Origin of the sequence: Paenibacillus mendelii, assembly GCF_024498075.1 — a bacterium.
GTDB lineage: Bacteria > Bacillota > Bacilli > Paenibacillales > Paenibacillaceae > Paenibacillus_Z > Paenibacillus_Z mendelii.
In genome coordinates this window covers 13,468-28,941 of record NZ_JANHOF010000018.1, presented here as the reverse complement: position 1 = coordinate 28,941, position 15,474 = coordinate 13,468, and the positions used below count along the sequence as shown (strand labels likewise).

Sequence of the window (15,474 nt, the reverse complement as noted above, 5' to 3'; positions counted from 1 at the left end):
TTACCTCCTTTCCTGCGCCAGAGCGGATGTATTTCGGAACATGAACAGAACGATGAAGATGACCAAGAAAACAAAGGCGAAGTAGATCCAACCGATGGCCGATGCATAGCCAAAGCTCAGCTTGTTAAACATCAGGGTCCAATTGTACTTGATCATTTGATTGTCGACTTTCGTGAACGAATCCACGATTGTGAATAAGGTGCTGACCAAGATCATCGGCATCATCATCGGGAACGTTATTTTCCAGAAGACCTCCCACGGCGTGGCACCGTCACATTTGGCCGCTTCGTACAGCGAGACCGGGATCGATTGAAGACCAGCCATGAAGATAATGATTTGCACACCGGAGCCCCACATCACGATCATGAGCGAATCCATCATCGTAAGCAGCGGTGTGAGCAGCTGCTCCGGTATGTAATTCAGCATGATGGTATATAAGTCGTATTGCTTGAATATGGGCAGCGTCGCAGCCCCCTGCTCTGTCAGCCTCTTGAGCGAGTTACCCGATGCAACGATAACCGGCAGGAAGTACACCCCGCGAAAGAACAGCCGTCCACGCATCGGTTTATTAAGAAGAAGGGCGCAAAACATGGCGAATATGAGAATCAGAGGCACTTGGATGAGCACGGTTTTGATCGTGCTGATCAATATGGGCATGAAATCAATGTCCACGGTGAATGCGTACCGGTAATGCTCGAGCCCGACAAATTCTGCTGTCATTCGGCCCGTGTTCATCTTCAATTCCTGAAAGGAGTAATAGATCGAACGGCCGAGCGGAACCGCCATAAAGAGAAAGAACCCGGCAATCCATAATGAGATAAAGAAGTACCCTTCTACAAAACTTCTCGTTCGAACTGTGAGACGAAGCTTCTTCATTCTCTGCCGTCCCCTTTCTTCACGAGTGCGAAACGCAAAGCTTCTATCGTGTGGTTCTCATACGTTATAGGAGAAGAGCTGTAATTGACGATTACCTGCGTTCCATTGGCATAGGTCGACATGTAGGCGTGATCCTCGAGCTTGCGGTGATCGATAAGCGGCTGCCCCGCAATTTCTTGAAACAGCTGCTTCGCACCATCGAACTCAGCAATGGCTTTGTCCAGCCAATCCTTGTAGACCGAACTAAACAGCATGGCATATAACGACCTCTTAATCTCCGACGTATCCTCATACGTCAAATAATAGGATGGAGCAACGCCATACTCGATTAATCGGAGCGCATCCTTCACCGCATCATCGCGCAGATTGCTAGGCTCCCCGCTCATCGGAACAAGTCCGCCTACGACGAGCTGATAGAAGGGAACCGTCTCGTCCTCGAAGACGAAGTGGCTGCTGTCGGTCGGCGCGTTATCGATCCGGTCGACATGACCAAGCGTGTAGGCAAACCCGTAATCTACTGCTGCGTGGCCGACTTTACTGCGCGTATAGTCGAGCAGCTGCGTCCAAGCGCCCATCGTTTGTTTCCGGCTGAACGTGTTTTTCAAGTCCTGATCGGAGTAAAGCAAATCCCCTACGTAATCCAATTTGAGGCCTGAAGCCCCCAATTCCGTATACTCGCCGATTTCCTTCGACAAGTATTTGTCGATAACGTAATTCGGTTTGATCATGTAATACTCCCGGCTGAGGATCGTCTGCCTCGTAGCCAGATGCGAATCATACAGGGACATGACTTCTCGCCCTATGCCGCGGACGGCGTTTTTCGATGGCCGAAAGGATGCATTCTCGGCAAACGGCTTCACATAGTTGGCGGTTAAATAGATGCTGACCCCCTTGGACTTGGCATAAGCGATCAGACGCTTAAGCTCCTTCTCCCCTCCCAGGCTTCGTTCGGCCGGGAAGTGCTTGGGCTGCTTGCCGTATATCCCTTCGATCGACCAACCTTCATAGGTCAGCTCAATCGATTGAATCCCTCTGCCCGCGAAAACGTCGATGATCTCCCTCGCTTGCTTGAAGGTTGTCATCGTAATAAAGGTAGAGCCAATCATCTCATCGCGCTTAACGCCGCCAAACAAGCTCAGCTGGAATGCCGGCTGGCTGCTGCTTACCGGCTTAATGTCACGTTCATTAGTCAAATAGCTGCGGTAAACCTGCGCCATACCGACATAACTCACCTGCTCATCCTCGAGCAAGACATACTTTACGGAACGGTCACCTTCAATAATCCTCCCTTGCGTTAGCGGGACTTCTCCGGAATCCCCGATGTAGATCGAGTCGTTATTCCGATAGATGAATTCAACCGAAGACCGATAATAATCTTGATTCTGGTATCCCGACGGAGAAGCGTTAATTCTCGCATCGTGATCGCCCTCCGTAATGAACGCTGCATATCCTTGATCACCGCGTTGCATGCCAAATACCGGAAGAGCGATCTTCTCTTTGGGACTCGGATACAAGTAACCCGCGGGAATCTTGGCTGACTGTTCCAGAACCTGGGAGGTGAATGCCGTATCTCCTCCATAGACCGGCTGCGAATAACGGTCGAAATAATTCAAATGAGCTGCTTTGAAGTTAATTAACGCTCCTGATCCATCCGGGATAAACAGATAGCCTTGCTCTGTGGCATGGGCTGCATCGAAATAGGGAAGCAGCTCCAAGCTGATCAGCCTGTTTTTCACATTTTCTTGGATAAGGCCAAACGGCACTTTAAGCGTCATCCCATCGCTTGTCAATCGATACTCGATGGCGAATTTCAATTCGATCGAAGCTAAATCGTAGGAGATCCGTACCCCTCCATCGATTTCGGAAGCGGTAACCTTCCCCTCCTCCTTGCCCGGATAAGTGGGGGCAGGCGCACTCCCTGCTTGCGTATATTTGATGATGACTGGATTTTCGATCAAATCCTTCTGGGAACCCTTCAATCGGGATCGATCTGCGGGATAGCTGTACCAGACTTTCCCGTTCTTCTTGTTAACGACATAAACAAGACCCTTGCCTTCCACAAACATTCGGAACGTCTCATTCTCGGCAACCGGTATGGCGGCAATCTCCGTCTTGTCTTTCGTGGCATTTTCGTACAGTACGTTGCCGCCTTCCTCAATCGAAGCCATATCCTTGGAGTCTGACTTCGTCTCCTGCTTTTGCGGCTCCGCAGTAGAGGCTTCGGTTGCACTCAAGAGAGGAATGATCGCAACAATCAGTGCAGCCGCCAGGACGAAACCGAAAGCCAATCTCTTATTCATTCGATCCCTCCTAGATCCGATAGTTGATCTCCTTGATTAATCCGAGCGCAAAGTTGACCGCTTGATTAGCCAGACCGTATACCATAATGATGACGAACCAGATGATCAGCATCCCCACGATCGTTAAGAATGTCACCAGCACCAATTTTGGCAGCTCATAGTCATGCAAGATTTTAATTTGCATGAGCAGCAGCAGAGCCACCCACACGATCATGCCGAAGAAGAAAAACAGATAAACGGACTTTTCCGACTTCGACAGCAGGTTGGTGAGCAGCGATAGCGGAATGGTAAGGACAATATAGGGGGTCAAGGCGTATGCGCTCCCGACCAATATTTCTTTGAATTTGCCCTCCCCCTCCTGCATGGAGCTGACTCCCCAGTTGGCGATGGACCAGGAGAGCCACAGGATGAGAATGGTAAGCGCCTCTGTGAACGGGGAAATCATATAAGCTTCTCTCGGTTGAAACAAGAATCCGGATATCGATAAGGACAACAGCCGGATGACGATGACGACTCCGATCATGATGAATCCACGGCTGACGCGCGCACGCCCGGCATCCTGCAGGTCATAGAAAAAGTCTATTGGATGAAGCAGCATGTTTTTCGCCATCTTGAGCGTTTCCATTACGCTTCTCCCCCTTCTGCCTTCGAAACAAATCTTCCATTCCTTCTCGCTCTCTTTCGTCTTCGGTACAGCATCTTGGTCAACTGAAATAGAATATAAAGCCCAATTACTCCGGCGAATAGGACAGCAAAATGATCTTGGATGTAGCCTTTGCGGTATTCGAGAAACGCTTTGGAATATTCATCGCTGGCGCGGGCGGTTTTGAAATAGGTCATCGCTTCTTTGTAACGCTCCTGCTTATATAAGGACTTACCGATTGCAAAATAAGCCATATCGAAGTTTCCGTTTAACTCCAGCACTTCCTGCCACGGCTCCTGCGCTTCCTCATAGAGGCCATCGACATAAAGCACCGACGCTTTATGAACGAGCTCTCCGAACGGCGTAATACGGAACCGGTCGATCCGATTACGCGATTTATCGGCGACATAGATGACGCCGTCCGATGTCTGCGCAACGCTGCTTGGCGTAATGAACAGCCCATTCTGTGTGCCAAGGCCTCCGAATATGAACAGCGGATTGCCCAGGCTGTCATATTGAAATAATTTTCCTGTCGTCTGATCGACTGTGGTTATGAAGCCTTGCCGATCTACGCTCAAATCGACAAAGGCTTCATAGATCATTCTGCCGCCTCTCATGTTAAAGTCGCCATAATGCTTATCCTTTAAAGAGCTTTGCTCATTCAACGTGTCCTTGCCGACGGAGCTTAATCGTTTAATCTGCTCCTGACGAATGCCCAGCGTTGTCGTGTAGATGAACCCTTCCTCATTTAAGAACAGATTGGAAAACTCCGGCGGCTTCTCGCCTGCGATCTGTTTCTTCTGCTCCTCTGTTGAGATGAGGTTGGATATGAGCTTCGTCAGACTGAACTCGACATGGTTCGCTCCGAACAAGCCTGCAAACTCCCCGTTGGCGTTCAGCTGCAGCAGCCCCCTGTACAAACCGTCGCAGACGATAAACATGTTTCCGTTCTTGTCCACGATCACCTTGGATGGCAGGTACATAAAGTTGCTGCCCAGCAGCTTGCTCTTAGGATCAAGAAACTCCCGGACAAACTCGCCATCCTTGTCAAACACCGCGATTCGGTTGTTTTTGGTGTCGGCTACGTATACCTTGTCATCATCTGTCACGAATACGCCCTTTGGCATATTCAGCTGACCTTTACCCTCTGTATCCCCGATGATTCCGAGCAGCTGCTTGTTCTTATCGTAATGGATGATCCGGTTATTCGCGCTGTCCACGATGTAGAGCGTATCGTCCTTGGCGATGAAGATATCCTGGATATCTTGAAAAGCGCCAGCCGTGCTCTCGAAGCCGTCGATCGAATCGGCATACACATAACCATTGATCGAAGGAACCGAATTCTGTTTGTTATTGTACGTATAACCGGCATATGGAATTTCGGCAAAGGCGGTCATCGGCAGCGTCAGCAGTAACGCTGCTGTCACCGCAAGCACGACCCCCAACCGTCCTTTCGTTCTCACAGCGCTCCCCCTTATCCTTTAATTCCTGAATGGGCCATCGTTTCCATGACTTTGCGCTGCGTGACGATAAACACGACTAATGTCGGGATGATCATCAAGAAGCTGGATGCGGCCATCGCGCCGGCACGCGCAATATCGTTCACACCCCCGCTGATCGACATAATGGCGAATGGAAGGGTTTTCATCTGATCGGAGGTGGTGAATACCGATGCTGACCATGAATCGTTCCATGCCGCTATGAAGCTGAACAAGGCGTAAGTGGCAACCGCAGGCTGCAGGAGCGGAAATATAATTTTACGGAATGTGTGCACTTCGTTCGCCCCGTCAATGCGGGCCGCTTCGAGCAGTGCGTCCGGTATTTGATCGAGAAACTGCTTCATCAGGAACAAACCGATCGGAGAAGCCAAGCCAGGCAGGATAAGCGCCCAGTAGGTATTCATCATGCCGAGCTCCGTCATGACCAGATACTGGGGAATTTGCGTAACCGCCGGGGCAAACATAAGGGCCAGAATGATCATCTTGAAGATCAATCTGCCGAACGGCATGCCTTTATGTTTGCTTAACGGATACGCAGCCATCGAGCCGATGGCGATCCCGCCGATCACCACAGACCCTGCAACAATGATGCTGTTGAAAATATACCGGGAGAACGGCACGAGTGATGATTCCGTCACAGAAAGCAGATCGGTAAAATTCAACAGGGTCGGATTCATAACGAAGAAACGAGGCGGGAATAAGAACAATTCCGCTTTGGGCTTAAATGCCGTCGATGTCAGGTAAACTAGCGGGGCCAGCATCAGCAAACCGAATAGGGTGAGCAAAAGAAACAGAATTCGGCCGCTCCAATCATTCCGTCTGACGATCGAGCTTTCGTTCAACGTTGCTCACTCCTTGTCTCCGAGTATGTTGAAGATGAACCGGTTCAGCCCAACCATCAATAGAAACAGGACGACGGCTATGGCAGCGGCATATCCCATTTCGAATCGGACAAACGCATAATCGTTCAAGTGGGTCATAATGACATGACCGGCGTACAGCGTACTCGGATTCCCGGCAAGCGCGACGCTGATATCGAACACCTGCAGCGAGCTTACGATCGTCAGTACAGCGCCGAATAACAGCTGCGGCTTCATGGCGGGCAGCGTGACATACCACAGCTCCTGCCAGCGGTATTTCACCCCGTCAATGGTTGCCGCTTCGTACATTTCCCGTGATACATTGGCAAGACCGGCCAGAAAGGCCAGGAACCCAACCCCCATACTCATCCAGAGCGAGACGAGAATCAACACAGGCAGGATCGTCTTTACATCCTTGAGCCAAAGCCAGGGTTCATCGAGTATGCCTAAGCGGATGGCCCAGCTGTTGATCATCCCATAACGGTCCCCTGAGAAGAGATAAGCCCAGACGACCGCTACAGCCGTCCCGCTCGTAATCGCTGGCGTGTAGAAGCACAACGTATAGAAGAAACGGTATTTATGCGGGATTTGGTGGATTAACCAGGCCAGCACGAACGACATGCAATAGCCGACCGGCCCGGTAATCACGGCAAATTTCAATGTATTGCCGACTGCTTTCAGGAAGATATCGTCATTGACGAACAGCGTCTTGTAATTCAGCAAGCCCACCCAGCGGGGAGACTCCAGGATGTTGTAATACGTAAAGCTGAGCCCGATCGCGGTAAACACCGGAACGACCGTAAACATGATGAACAGCAGCATGAAGGGAGCGAGAAACAGGTAGGACATCCGGTACCTGACGATTTGTGCCCATAACCCCGGCTTTAGACTGGCCGCCTTCTGTTTCTTCCCGGTACTCGTGCGGGCAATCACCTCGCTCATTTTCCGCTCCCTCCTTTAGAAGATGAATTTGCAGCCGGTTCAACGTCTAGATTGAACTCTGTCCGCTTCTTCCTGATTTCTTTATTAATTTCCTTAACGCCCTCTTCAAGAGCCTCGCGTATATTTTTTCCGTTCAACACGATCTCGCTCCAGATGTTCGTGATATAACGAGTTGTATAGTAATCGCCCGGTACGATTTCGCGTTCTTTAAACCATTCCCACTGCTCCAGAATCGCATCGACATCCTTCTTCGCCCACGGCAAATCCTTCAACGCTTCAACATTAGCTGTGTTCCAGCGAGCCGCAGAACCCAATGACATCTCGATATCCGCCCCGTATCTCTCCTGTGACTGCTGGCTGGTCCACCACTTCACGAACTCCCAAGCCTCGTCCTTCAGCTTGGAATCCTTGAAGATAACGGCCGATTGACCGGCTCCGCCCATCGAGCGGTTGATCTGGCCATCCTCCTGTGTAATCCCAGGCATTGGTCGCATTTCCCATAAGCCCGTCAGCTCAGGCGCCGCCGTCATTAACTGCAGATACATGGTATAATCGGCCACGCCGATCGGTATTTCCCCGGTTCTGAACCGGTTATAGAAGTTGGCTTCCTTCGATATCTTGTAGTTGGTGTACAATCCCGTCCACATCTTCATCGCCTTCAGCCCTTCAGGCGTATCGAGGTTGGAAGCCTTCCCGTGATCCCGGTAAAATTCCCCGCTTAATTGAAAGAGGAAGGAGGAGAACGTGCTGAGATCTGGAGTGAAGTAGAAATCGAGACCCTTCTGCTGCAGAATCGGAATAATATCGAATACCTCCTGCCAGGTTTCAGGCAGCTCATCGATGCCGATCTCCTGCAGTACATCTTTCCGGTAAAACATCATATTGAAATTTTGCGTCTCCGGCAAAGCATAATTTCCGCCGTCGAATCGATAAGGAGTGAGCGCACCCTGCTTGAATCGGCTGGCCACTTCGGCATAATCAGGGAAGATGCCCAAATCCTGCAGCCCGCCCCGCAGCGCAAAGTCGATCGGTACTTGCTGATCGACACCGAGCGCGACATCTGGCGCATTGCCGGACGAAATTGCCAGCATGAACAGATTCATCGCATTCGCCGGAATGAGATTGACGTTCACCTTAATTCCGGTATTCGCGGTGAAATCGTTATCGATCATTTGTTTCAGAACCTGGACCCAATCCCGTCCACGGGCAACCCACACATCAAGGGTTCTCTCATCGTCCTGCTCGGTTTTGCCGATTGCTCGATAATCTCTCGTAAACGAGGAGAAAAAGTCATAGACGTTCGCGGACAGCTTCTTCGCAAATCCCGAGGAGGCATCCGGCCAAGACTGCTCCGGCGACTTGATGATCAAGTAATCAAGCTGCAGCCGATGTCTCGAAAAACCGGTAATCCAAGACCCCAGGCTAGACTGTGTGCTCGACAAATTGTCCAGACGCTTCGGAATGCTGTCCGGTTTAGCCGCCATGTCGATCATCTGGTCCCGCGCTGCAGCCAGGATCGCGACTTCCGAGCTCCCCTTCTCGATGCCAAGGGCGTACATCCGCTTGATCGCGGTATCAAGGTCGCGAGCGATCAGATGAAGGCGAGGCACAATATTCGGGATGTTCTCCACCAGCTCCCATTGATAGTTCGGGTCCGGATTAGAGCCGGTTATCATCAACACTTCCCTGGCCAGCAGAGACATTTTACCCGTGGCCACTTGAACCCCTTCAAACACCTTCCCCAAATCCCCGACCTGCACTTCCATCCGGATCCGGTGTTTGCCCTTCTCCAAATAAAACAGATACGGATTCTCCGTATTTCCTAGCCCGCCGACCTTCCAAGTCAGCGAGTAAGCGAAGGAAGCCTTGTTCATTTCCTTAAACGGGATCCGGCCGTCTATGTATACCATCCGCTGAACGGCAACATGATTTAACCATTTGGCCAGAAAACGCGTGCCGATATTGTACAGCCCGGATTCCGGGACTTCGATCTCCCATTCCAACCATTGTCCTCCATCGCGCCAAGGATCGCCGCCGATCGTATTCAAGGCGATCGCATCTCTGTCATAGGGCTGGGTTGCCGGATCGCGGTTCTCCAGCCGGCGCATGGAAGGCCCGGATTTAAGCACCGCTTCTTCCGCCTGGAACTCTTGATAGAAGCCCTTCGTAACCGGATAACCTTTACTGCCGTATTCTCCGGACACCTGCGTATAATCAGGTAACACAACCGGTGAAAACACATTCAATTCGCCTATGGCCGCAGGTTCACGCAGAAAGTTGATCCGTATCGTATGCTTGCCGGGCTTCAAGTAAAAGCGCAACGGCTCCTCCACCTTCGCTTCCGGATCGCGGAACTCGCTGTACTGCCAGCCAAACACTTCATCATGGCCCGGGTTCATCTCATTGCCCATATCGTCGCGTGTGGTTGGTCCGGATTCCCGCCACATTCTTGAGAAGGTCTGGCGTTTCGCCTGTGCAAACGGGTATTCCCCATCGACCTGTACGCTTCGCTGGATCGCCCCGCTCTTGCCTTCAAGGGCATAATAGCTAATCCCCATCTGATAGAAGCCTTCACTTGGAATTTCCACTGCATATTCCACCCAGCTGTTCTCCTCGTTCAAGACGAGAACGTCCCCTTTGCGGTCTCCCAAGTCCCGCTCTATGTGAGCGCCGGACGCGCTAATTGCCGAATATTGATTGCCTGCGATCGCGATTCGTACTCCGCTTGTGTCTGTGATTCCCTTCTTCTGCAAATCGTCCAGGTATTGCAAATAAGTGGATTCTTGCTGGAATTTAAAGTTGACGTTCGTCAGCAGAGACTGCTCATCGACATTGCTGTACGTCGGAATCCCGGCCATTGCCGTATCATTAAACCCTCTGGAATTCATCCAGTTCACCACAACAATGATGAGAACTATGAATATAAGGATTGTAAGGACGTGTTTGCGAAGCACTCGAATCAAAATAAGTCCTCCTTTCGTGCCCTTCATGCATACAGGCATTTTCTTGCGAAACGCCACAACATGAATGCGCTTCCATTCTGTCATGAGGGTAGCTTGGGCTTCATGCCTGTATTTCCGCTAGCTTAGCAGTTGGACCGATGCCAGGCCTGGATCGCAGCCGCAGCCTCCGGACTCAGCTTCCTGCCCGACCTCGTCTCATAGCTCATAGGTACACCGCGCAGAGAAGCAAGGTACTTCGCCGTAGCGGTATAGCCCATCTCCAAGCTTATGTTTAATTGAATAAGACTCTGATGGATTGCTGTGGCATCATCGGAGCTGGAAGCAGCACTATTCCACAGCTGAAGGACAACATCCACTGCAGCTGTAGCCGTAATAGCCATAATGCCGCGTGCGCCCATACGAAGCGCTTCAAGCATCAGCGCCGTGTTCGCCTGATAGACAATCCCGTCCGGTGCAGCCGTTATCTTCGCCTGAATCCCTTCTACCGTGCAGGTCGTGTCTTTGATCCCGACGATACCGTGGTTGTGAACTAAGCTGCTGTATACCTTCGCATCGATAAGATGCGGCTTATAGAGCGGACATTCGTATAAGAGGACAGGCAATGGCGAGCGGTCCGCAAGGTTGGCAAAGTATTCCTCAAGGCGCTCCTGGTTTACCCCCATATCTCTCGGAGGAATGAGGACGATCGCCTGTACGCCGGTTTCTGCCATACGCTGCATTTCCTGAACATGATTGTCGATATTGACGTCGACGTTTGCCGTGGCGATCACCGGGATGCTCCCTGCGCGTTCTACCGCTCGTTTTGCTAAGGCAATTCGTTCTTCCACAGTAAGGAGCCCCATCTCACTGCTGCCGCACACGGCAAACAATCCGTGCGGGCGCATCGATAGCTGCCAATCCACATAGCGGTCATAAGCGTTCCAATCCAGTGCTCCATCCTCGGTAAAGGGAGATAACAGTAAGGCGTAAACACCGGCAAACCGTTCATTGGGTCCACTTGAATGAATCATTGACACGAGATCACTCCACTTCCTGTAATCGATTACATTCTTCATTACCGCTGAGTGCCTTTGTAAGCGTCGGATCGTCTCCGCCGCTTCAAATTCCATTGATCACGTAACAAGGAGTAACTTCCTTTTATATCCTTATTGATTAAGCTAATTCCATCTTAACCCATTAGATAACTCTCGTCAATTTCTATATTTAGTATTTTATGTCATATTTTTCGACTAATTTCGATGCGAATCCGAAAATTCTGTCACTTCATGGGATGTATGTCTAGTGTTTCTTGATGGGGTTCTGCGGGCTTATGTCGTATATTCATTGTGGGTTGGAGTGTATGGTGAAATAACCGGTATCGATAACTGGAAATACCAGCTCCCGCGCCGATTTCCGGATATAGAGGAATCCGATATGCGAAGTGTTTAATCATTGATTAAATAAAATGAAAACCATACTCTGCCTGAACATTTGGCGGTCCATCGGAGGATGAACATATGCCAAGATCATCAGCTCCGATGTCCCGCCGCAGCTTCAAGCCAGCACTTGCAAGTTTCTCAGCCTTGCTCTCTCCTTCTTGCTAGGGAAGCTCAATCAGCGATTTCCCTACGCCTTTGCCGGAATCCAGCACATCCAGCGCCTGATCAACCTCATCCAGAGAAAATCGATAACGAATCAATTTCTCTACCGGAATCAAGCGGTTGGTAACGAGATTGACGGCATCCTGCCAAGTCTCTTTGGTGTAAGATAGAATACCGTGAATTTCAAGGTCCTTCACATGGAAGATATCACTGTATAGCTCCATGGTTGCATCCTTGCCGGCCGCCCCCAATAAGACGACTTTACCGCCTCTGCGAACGATGGAGAATGCCATATCAACGGCACTGCTCTTCCCAGCGCACTCGATCACGATATCTGCTCCGAATCCATCCGTCAGTTCAGCGACTCTGCCGGCAGCTTCCTCCTTGGTCACATTGACGATGTCCGTAGCTCCAAGACTTAGGCCAAGCGATAACGACTCCTCAGTGACTCCGATCAGAATCATTTTACGAGGAGAGAACAGCTTGGAAATCATGATCGCTAGAAGACCGACGGTTCCCGGACCGATCACCGCAATCGTCTCGCCCGGTTTCGGCTTCGCACGCCATACCCCCCGGGTAACTACGGCAGTCGGCTCAATTAATGCGGCCATATCCAGCGGGAAATTATCCGGCAAGCGGTGAATCATTTTCGCATTGACAACCACGTACTCGGATAATCCGCCTGGCATGGTGAAGCCTAGCTCCTTCATGTGCTCGCATAGGTTGGTTTCTCCCTGTCTGCAGAACCTGCAATGCCCGCAGTGCTGGACGCCTTCGGAAACCACTCTGTCCCCTTGCTTGAGACCCGTTACGCCAGGACCGACTTTCTCGACGATACCGCTCCACTCATGTCCGGGGATACATGGATAGCTCACCGCATCTGCGCGTACCATTCCTTTAACCAGTTCTAGATCCGTCCCACATATGCCGGCATACATGGAGCGGACAAGCACCTGCCCCTCCTCTGGCTCGGCAACGGGAATATCGACAACGGAGTAATTATGGGGCTCATGGATCATAAATGCCTTCAAGGTCATTCTCCTTTTCTATTACCGTTACTTGGTCGATTCGAGGGAGTCTTCCAAATATTCCGTTACTTTTCCCCTTAAGAAAATAACAGATTCGCGCAAATCCCCAAGGCCGTTTACGCCATCCTCGATCGAAATCCATCCCCGAAAATGAACGCTCGCAAGCTCCGCGAAGATCGTATCGTAATCATTCATGCCCCTGCCGATTACACCGTGTGCCAGCGCTTCGGAGTACCCCTGCAAGGAATAATTCTTCAAGTCCTCCAAGGAATAGCCATCCTTCAAATAACGGTCACTGGCATGCATTGTAATCACTCTATCCTTGACTTCACTTAATAGCTCTAATGGATTTTCCCCTGCGAAGATCGCGTTAGAAGGGTCATAATTCACACCGAACCAAGGGGAGGATATTTGCCGTATGATAGCCAAATAGATGTTGGATTGCTGGGCAAACTCGGGATGAATCCAGAATCCGTCCTTATAGTGATTCTCCATGACCAGATGGACCTGTTTCTCCTCGGCATATGGAAGCAGCGTCTCGATGCACTCCACCGTCCAGCGTATCCCGTCTTCTATGGATACTTCCGGCCGTTTCTGCCCGGATAGTACCCGGCAGCTTCGGAATGGTTCCGGTCCCAAATAAGCCATCACGTCAATCATTTGCTTCATTTTCACAATTTCCTGTGCCCGGAAAGCAGCATCCGGATGAGTGAAATCCGGCGAAGCACACATCATGGGGATTTCCAAACCTTGTTTATGCGCCGCTTCCTTCACGCTTTGCAAATAGGCTTCGTCCAGCTGCTTCAGAAACAATGGATATAGCTCCAATCCATCCGCACCCAACGTTCCGGCCATTTCAATCCACTCTTCCAATGCCATTCTTCCATCTGATAATTCTTCGATATATCCTTTCGGAAATACGGCTATTCTGGCACCTTTGTTCGTATTCATGCGCTAACCCCTCTTCCTAGGCACTCTTTACTTGTGCTACTAGATCCTGCAGGACGGCTTTTAGTTCGGATTTGTCCGTGCTTGGGCGAAACTCCTTCTGATCAATAACGAGCGGTGCTCCGACAACGACCAGCGGGGCGCCGTGTTTAGGCATTTCTGCTGCCTGCGCGACCGACAAACCTCCTACAGCCTGGACGGGAATGGAGACCGCTTGGACAACCTCATGCAGATGGTCGAAAGGAGTCCGCTGCGGATCTTCACCTCTTTCGTCGAATCCGGTATGAACAATAATATAATCGACCCCGTTGGCTTCGAGCATTTTGGCGCATGCAACGGGATCTGCGGAAGCCATAATATCTCCCATTACCTTGATATTATAATCCCTTGCTGCTTTCACTACGGCTCGAATGGTGGCCTGGTGTGCCACGCCCATGACAACGACATGGGTCGCGCCAGCCTTCGCCATCATTTCCGCTTCCAGATAGCCGCCGTCCATTGTTTTCAAGTCCGCAACGATAGGATGGCTCGGAAATGCTTCACGCAATGCCGCAACGGCATGAAGTCCTTCGCCAAGCAGCAGGGGAGTTCCCGCTTCGATCCAATCGATTCCTGCCTCTACGGCGATTTCAGCCATTTCGAGCGCTTCCTTGATATTGGTTAAATCCAATGAAATTTGTACAATCGGTTTCATATCTATCACTCCCGCGCTCAATTTTTTGGTGAATGGGGCAGAATAATCGACTTGGCAATGGCCAGAGAATCCATTTCATCGAAGGCTGCTTTCCATTGATCGATATCATAGGACTTCGTCATCGGCAGCGGATCGATCTCGCCTTTACCCATCATGAGCAGCACTTTCTCCCACATCGGATAATTATGGCTGAAGGATCCTTGCAGACGGGCCGCCTTTTGAATCAACGGATCGAGCGTGAATCCAACCGGAGCCGGTCCCCATCCGATCTTGGTAATTTGGCCGGCCGGGCGAACGACGTCGATGCTCTGCTTCAGTGTAATGGATATGCCTACCGCGTCGAGCACCAGATCAGGACCGAATCCATCTCCATGAGAAAGTATCTCTTGAACCACATCCTGTTCATCGCCAATGATGACCGTATCCGCACCGAATTGCTTGGCGATCTCAAGCCGGTTCTTGTCCTTGCTGGTTCCGACGATCGTTAATTTTCCAGGGGAAAATAATTTAGCCATCTGCACACACATCAATCCGATGGGGCCCGGTCCGAATACGACAACGTAATCGCCTGGACGAATGCGGGAATGATGGGCAACCGCATTGTATGCTACGCAAGTCGGTTCGGTCATGGCCGCTTTCTCGAAGGAAACATTATCCGGCACTTTATGAACGATGGCTTCACGGGTTTTCACGTATTCTGCCATGGCGCCATCTTCGAGAACACCGAAGCCTCTTCGATCCGGGCATAGATTATACTGACCGGACCGGCAGTAAATGCAGGTTTCGCATATATAGGCAGGGGTCTCGCTTACGACGCGATCCCCTTTCTTGAAGAGAGTCACCTCCGAACCGACATCGGCTACGACTCCGGCATATTCATGGCCCAGCGTCACCGGCCGTTTGACCGGAAACCCTTGAATGTCGTGGTACATATGCAGATCGCTGCCGCAAATGCCTGCAGCTCTCACTTGAATTAAGACGTCCTTGGGCCCCAGCTCGGACGGAACCGGAACGTCACGAACCTCAACGCTTCCAGCTCCGGATTGATAGTTGACAACCGCTTTCATTTCTATTCCTCCCACATCATTTCATTATGTAATCCTGTTCTATCTTAGAAGTCTCTTAGGAAGAGACTTCCAGT

Annotated in this window: 12 protein-coding genes; all 12 read right to left on the bottom strand. The window is 50.8% G+C overall.

The window, feature by feature from the left end; all coding sequences use genetic code 11:
• Window positions 1-561: a carbohydrate ABC transporter permease gene (locus tag NNL21_RS36895; RefSeq protein WP_373567615.1), complete on the bottom strand. Its 561-nt coding sequence runs from the start codon at window positions 559-561 to the stop codon at window positions 1-3.
• A 311-nt stretch (window positions 562-872) separates the two neighbouring features.
• Window positions 873-3,176, bottom strand: a complete 2,304-nt coding sequence (locus NNL21_RS30825) for a DUF5696 domain-containing protein (protein WP_204819029.1) — start codon at window positions 3,174-3,176, stop codon at window positions 873-875.
• Window positions 3,177-3,186: 10 nt separating this feature from the next.
• On the bottom strand, window positions 3,187-3,801 hold the full coding sequence (locus NNL21_RS30820; RefSeq protein ID WP_204819028.1) for a YIP1 family protein: 615 nt from the start codon (window positions 3,799-3,801) through the stop codon (window positions 3,187-3,189).
• Window positions 3,801-5,282, bottom strand: coding sequence for an NHL repeat-containing protein (locus NNL21_RS30815; RefSeq protein ID WP_204819027.1), 1,482 nt, complete (start codon window positions 5,280-5,282; stop codon window positions 3,801-3,803). Before NNL21_RS30815 ends, NNL21_RS30820 begins: the two co-directional genes overlap by 1 nt.
• Before the next feature lie 11 nt (window positions 5,283-5,293).
• Entirely contained in the window at window positions 5,294-6,160 is an 867-nt protein-coding gene (locus tag NNL21_RS30810) for a carbohydrate ABC transporter permease (RefSeq protein WP_204819026.1), read from the bottom strand.
• A 6-nt stretch (window positions 6,161-6,166) separates the two neighbouring features.
• Window positions 6,167-7,120, bottom strand: a complete 954-nt coding sequence (locus NNL21_RS30805; protein ID WP_204819025.1) for a carbohydrate ABC transporter permease — start codon at window positions 7,118-7,120, stop codon at window positions 6,167-6,169.
• Window positions 7,117-10,074: an extracellular solute-binding protein gene (locus NNL21_RS30800; RefSeq protein WP_256555601.1), complete on the bottom strand. Its 2,958-nt coding sequence runs from the start codon at window positions 10,072-10,074 to the stop codon at window positions 7,117-7,119. The genes NNL21_RS30805 and NNL21_RS30800 overlap by 4 nt, the downstream gene beginning before the upstream one ends.
• A 131-nt stretch (window positions 10,075-10,205) precedes the next feature.
• On the bottom strand, window positions 10,206-11,093 hold the full coding sequence (locus NNL21_RS30795) for a dihydrodipicolinate synthase family protein (RefSeq protein WP_204819023.1): 888 nt from the start codon (window positions 11,091-11,093) through the stop codon (window positions 10,206-10,208).
• A 569-nt stretch (window positions 11,094-11,662) separates the two neighbouring features.
• Window positions 11,663-12,694: a zinc-dependent alcohol dehydrogenase gene (locus NNL21_RS30790; RefSeq protein ID WP_204819022.1), complete on the bottom strand. Its 1,032-nt coding sequence runs from the start codon at window positions 12,692-12,694 to the stop codon at window positions 11,663-11,665.
• Between the two features lie 24 nt (window positions 12,695-12,718).
• Complete coding sequence (locus NNL21_RS30785; RefSeq protein WP_204819021.1) at window positions 12,719-13,642, bottom strand: sugar phosphate isomerase/epimerase family protein; 924 nt, start codon at window positions 13,640-13,642, stop codon at window positions 12,719-12,721.
• Between the two features lie 16 nt (window positions 13,643-13,658).
• Window positions 13,659-14,333 (bottom strand): orotidine 5'-phosphate decarboxylase / HUMPS family protein, encoded by a 675-nt coding sequence (locus NNL21_RS30780; protein WP_204819020.1) that lies wholly within the window; start codon window positions 14,331-14,333, stop codon window positions 13,659-13,661.
• Between the two features lie 17 nt (window positions 14,334-14,350).
• Complete coding sequence (locus NNL21_RS30775; RefSeq protein WP_204819019.1) at window positions 14,351-15,400, bottom strand: zinc-binding dehydrogenase; 1,050 nt, start codon at window positions 15,398-15,400, stop codon at window positions 14,351-14,353.
• Between the last annotated feature and the right edge of the window lie 74 nt (window positions 15,401-15,474).

What these genes read in the sequence shown, in the direction of transcription:
- NNL21_RS36895 (WP_373567615.1), bottom strand. Translation starts at nt 561, where the DNA reads ATGCGTGGACGGCTGTTCTTTCGCGGGGTGTACTTCCTGCCGGTTATC.
- NNL21_RS30825 (WP_204819029.1), bottom strand. Translation starts at nt 3,176, where the DNA reads ATGAATAAGAGATTGGCTTTCGGTTTCGTCCTGGCGGCTGCACTGATT.
- NNL21_RS30820 (WP_204819028.1), bottom strand. Translation starts at nt 3,801, where the DNA reads ATGGAAACGCTCAAGATGGCGAAAAACATGCTGCTTCATCCAATAGAC.
- NNL21_RS30805 (WP_204819025.1), bottom strand. Translation starts at nt 7,120, where the DNA reads ATGAGCGAGGTGATTGCCCGCACGAGTACCGGGAAGAAACAGAAGGCG.
- NNL21_RS30795 (WP_204819023.1), bottom strand. Translation starts at nt 11,093, where the DNA reads ATGATTCATTCAAGTGGACCCAATGAACGGTTTGCCGGTGTTTACGCC.
- NNL21_RS30785 (WP_204819021.1), bottom strand. Translation starts at nt 13,642, where the DNA reads ATGAATACGAACAAAGGTGCCAGAATAGCCGTATTTCCGAAAGGATAT.
- NNL21_RS30780 (WP_204819020.1), bottom strand. Translation starts at nt 14,333, where the DNA reads ATGAAACCGATTGTACAAATTTCATTGGATTTAACCAATATCAAGGAA.
- NNL21_RS30775 (WP_204819019.1), bottom strand. Translation starts at nt 15,400, where the DNA reads ATGAAAGCGGTTGTCAACTATCAATCCGGAGCTGGAAGCGTTGAGGTT.